3 protein-coding genes are annotated in these 3,901 nt (G+C 45.2%); all 3 read left to right on the top strand.

Going from position 1 to position 3,901, the window contains the following annotated elements:
- The first annotated feature begins 218 nt into the window (after positions 1–218).
- Complete coding sequence (locus CAG68_RS10490; RefSeq protein ID WP_086046546.1) at positions 219–1,385, top strand: trypsin-like serine protease; 1,167 nt, start codon at positions 219–221, stop codon at positions 1,383–1,385.
- 268 nt (positions 1,386–1,653) lie between these two features.
- A complete protein-coding gene (gene queA / locus CAG68_RS10495; protein WP_054729195.1) occupies positions 1,654–2,706 on the top strand; it encodes a tRNA preQ1(34) S-adenosylmethionine ribosyltransferase-isomerase QueA in 1,053 nt (350 codons plus the stop codon).
- A gap of 147 nt (positions 2,707–2,853) precedes the next feature.
- The coding region (tgt, locus tag CAG68_RS10500; protein WP_161441118.1) for a tRNA guanosine(34) transglycosylase Tgt at positions 2,854–3,901 on the top strand (1,048 nt) is incomplete at its 3' end.

A 3,901-nucleotide genomic window follows, 5' to 3' on the forward strand; every position in this document is an offset into this window, starting at 1 on the left:
AATGCTGATGGGCTGCGTAATCTGTGTTTTATTGGTGTTTTTATTAATTTGAATAAGTCGGTTTGTGTGCGAGTCAGTTGGCATTTTTAGTTGATATTGAATGTGTTCCCAAGGTAATCCAATGAATTGAATCGCACATTTTTATTCGCTGGATTTTCCAAGATTCTTCTCTCGAAGAAGATACGTCCAGGCTTACCAAATTGAAGACAGCAACCTAGATGAAACGAACAACGTGTAACAAACTTATTGCGCTGGCAGTGGCGGCATTCAGTGTGCCATCAACACAGGCGATTGTGTTAGGAGATGAACAAACCGATCCTGTTGACCGCGTTACTTTGCGAGCAAGTAATATGGCAGAGTTTCCGCTGTGTGGTGGAACGATGCTGACAGAGCAATGGGTACTGACTGCGGCGCACTGTGTGGTGATGGGACAAGGAACCAATGAAGCAACCTACTATGTGACCCCGCCGGGTGAGCTGTCGGTGAATGCGAATGTGTATGAACTTAATTCTGCAGGGCTTGATAACTTCTATCCGGTGTCTCACGTTGTGGTTCATCCGGATTACACTCGGATTTCAAAAGCTGAGACCGACAGTAATGGCAACGTGAAACCTATCCAAACCGGTTTAGATTCAGACATCGCGTTGCTGTATCTCACGCGCCCAGTGGCAAACGCGAGCTTTGCTGACCTAGCGAGTAAAGTTGACATGGAGAGTATCGAAGCACGTTTGGTGGCGGATTGGAATGATAATTACCTGACCAATCAACGTGTCGAAAATGTGCAAGTGTTTGGATGGGGGGCTACTCAGCCGGATGCTTCTGAACCTTCTAATACGCTCAAAACCACCATTAGCACATTTTTACCCATCGACAAATGTTATGAGCGTTTAGAAATTGGCAGCAGTTTTCCGGGGATCATTGATTCAAGAGACAACCAAACCAAAATTTGTACGCTACCAACACAAAACCATGTATTGGAGCCAGATAGCCATACTCAATATGGCAACTCTGCATGTAAAGGTGACAGTGGTGGCCCGTTGGTCGATGTGGCGACCGGCAAACAAATTGGTATTGTTAGTGGCGGCCCCCTTATTCTACCAACGTGTGGCTCTTTGACGATCCCAAGTTTCTACACCAAGGTGAGCCACTATTACGACTGGGTACAGTCTTACATCACTGCCGATGCGCCACCAAGTCGTTACATCATTGCGCCGAATTTTATCAAAAGTGCTAACAATGAAAGTGGTGACAATAAAGAGTGTCACGATGGCATTGCGACCAATAACTGTGATTTCAAAGGCTCAGATGATGAAGGTGGCAGTCTAGGGTTTTGGTTATTGGGTTTATTCGTGCCGTTATTCTTGTGGCGAAAGCGTGAGGTTTGATAGGGCGATTGGAATGCCAAACTAATAAGCAGCGGTATACGCTGCTTTGCTTTTTTCATGTTCTCTCTTTTGGGCTCAAATTAAAAATAGTGCCAAGTAATCGAGGCTTTTCACGTTTTATTACACTCTTCACCATGGCTTTTACTGCTATATTCTGGTGATTTGCTTGCTATTGCAGCATGTAAACATATACTAGTCTGCTGCGAAAAACTCGTCGCAATTTTATCGTCGCCTAGACGTGATTTGACCAATAGATAAGACAAGTAACATGCAAGTATCAGATTTCCATTTCGACCTTCCAGATGAACTCATCGCTCGCTACCCTCAACCAGAGCGTACCGCTAGCCGACTGCTGCAAATGGACGGCAATACCGGAGAGCTCATTGATGGCACATTTACTGATGTATTGGGCCAAGTTCAACCCGGTGACTTAGTGGTGTTTAATAATACACGTGTTATTCCTGCTCGTCTTTTTGGCCGCAAGGAATCGGGCGGTAAATTAGAAGTGCTAGTGGAGCGCATGTTGGATGAGAAAAGCATCCTCGCGCACGTTCGTTGCTCTAAATCACCAAAACCAGGTACAACCATTATTGTTGGCGAGAATGATGAATATTCAGCAGAAATGGTTGCACGCCATGATGCTTTATTTGAACTGAAATTTAGTTCTGATAAGACGGTACTAGAAATTCTGGAAGAAATCGGCCATATGCCGCTTCCTCCTTACATCGACCGTCCAGACGAAGATGCAGATAAAGAGCGTTACCAAACGGTATATAATCAAAAGCCAGGTGCTGTTGCGGCACCGACGGCGGGCCTTCACTTTGATGATGTTCTCTTGGAGAAAATCAAAGCGAAAGGTGCAGAGTTTGCTTACGTTACTTTGCACGTTGGGGCGGGTACATTCCAGCCAGTAAAAGTGGAAAATATCAACGATCACCACATGCATGCCGAGTACGTAGAATTACCACAAGAAGTCGTCGACGCAATTAAAGCGACGAAAGCGCGTGGCGGACGAATTATTGCTGTTGGTACCACATCTGTGCGTTCACTTGAAAGTGCAGCGCAAGACGCATTGCAAAAAGGGACTGAGCTGGCCCCATTCTTTGGCGATACTGAAATCTTTATTTTCCCTGGTTACGAATATCAGCTAGTGGATTGCTTGATCACAAACTTCCACTTGCCTGAATCAACACTGATCATGTTGGTGAGTGCATTTGCTGGATACGAGAACACCATGAATGCTTACAAACATGCGGTGGAAAACAAATACCGTTTCTTCTCGTATGGCGATTCAATGTTCATCAAGAAGAAAACGGCGTAGTTAAAAATAGATTTACGAGTGCTAGCAGTAAGCTAGGAAATAAAGCATCCATTGCTTTGTCTCTCGCAAGGAAAAGCGACCGCTCCTTAAAGTAGGGTAGAGCCCTAAACACTCAGTCAGACTGTTTCTCTGACACCCGGAGGCATCGTGAAATTAAAATTCGATCTTAAGAAGAAAAACGGCAATGCACGTCGTGGTCAACTGACTTTCGAACGCGGCACTGTTCAAACTCCTGCGTTCATGCCAGTAGGTACTTACGGTACCGTTAAAGGTATGACACCAGAAGAAGTAAAAGGTACTGGTGCAGAAATTCTGCTAGGTAATACGTTCCACCTGTGGCTACGTCCTGGTCAAGAAGTGATGAAAATGCACGGTGACCTGCACGATTTTATGAACTGGCACGGTCCTATTCTTACTGATTCAGGCGGCTTCCAAGTATTCAGCCTTGGTAAGATGCGTACGATCACTGAAGAGGGTGTTCACTTTCGTAACCCAGTAAACGGTGACAAGATTTTCATGGACGCAGAAAAGTCGATGGAAATTCAAAAAGACCTGGGCTCTGACATCGTTATGATTTTTGACGAGTGTACGCCTTACCCAGCGACACACGATGAAGCGAAGAAATCGATGGAAATGTCATTACGCTGGGCACAGCGTTCACGTGACCACTTCGAGAAGCTAGAAAACCCGAACAACCTATTTGGTATTGTCCAAGGTGGTGTTTACGAAGATTTACGTGATGTGTCGGTAAAAGGTCTAACGGAAATCGGTTTTGACGGTTACGCGGTTGGTGGTTTGGCAGTAGGTGAGCCTAAAGAAGACATGCACCGTATTCTTGAGCATACTTGTCCTCAACTTCCTGAAGACAAACCTCGCTACTTGATGGGCGTAGGTAAGCCAGAAGACTTGGTTGAAGGTGTTCGTCGTGGTATCGACATGTTTGACTGTGTAATGCCAACGCGTAACGCACGTAATGGTCACTTATTTGTGACTGGTGGTGTGATCAAGATCCGTAATGCGAAACATAAAACGGATACAACACCATTGGATCCGCATTGTGACTGTTACACTTGTCAAAACTACAGCAAGTCGTACCTTCACCATTTAGAGCGTTGTAATGAAATCTTAGGCGCTCGCTTGAATACAATCCATAACCTGCGTTACTACCAACGTCTGATGGAAAGCATTCGTAAAG

It is taken from the genome of Vibrio sp. V42_P2S4T144 (assembly GCF_009904715.1).
Classification (GTDB): domain Bacteria; phylum Pseudomonadota; class Gammaproteobacteria; order Enterobacterales; family Vibrionaceae; genus Vibrio; species Vibrio alginolyticus.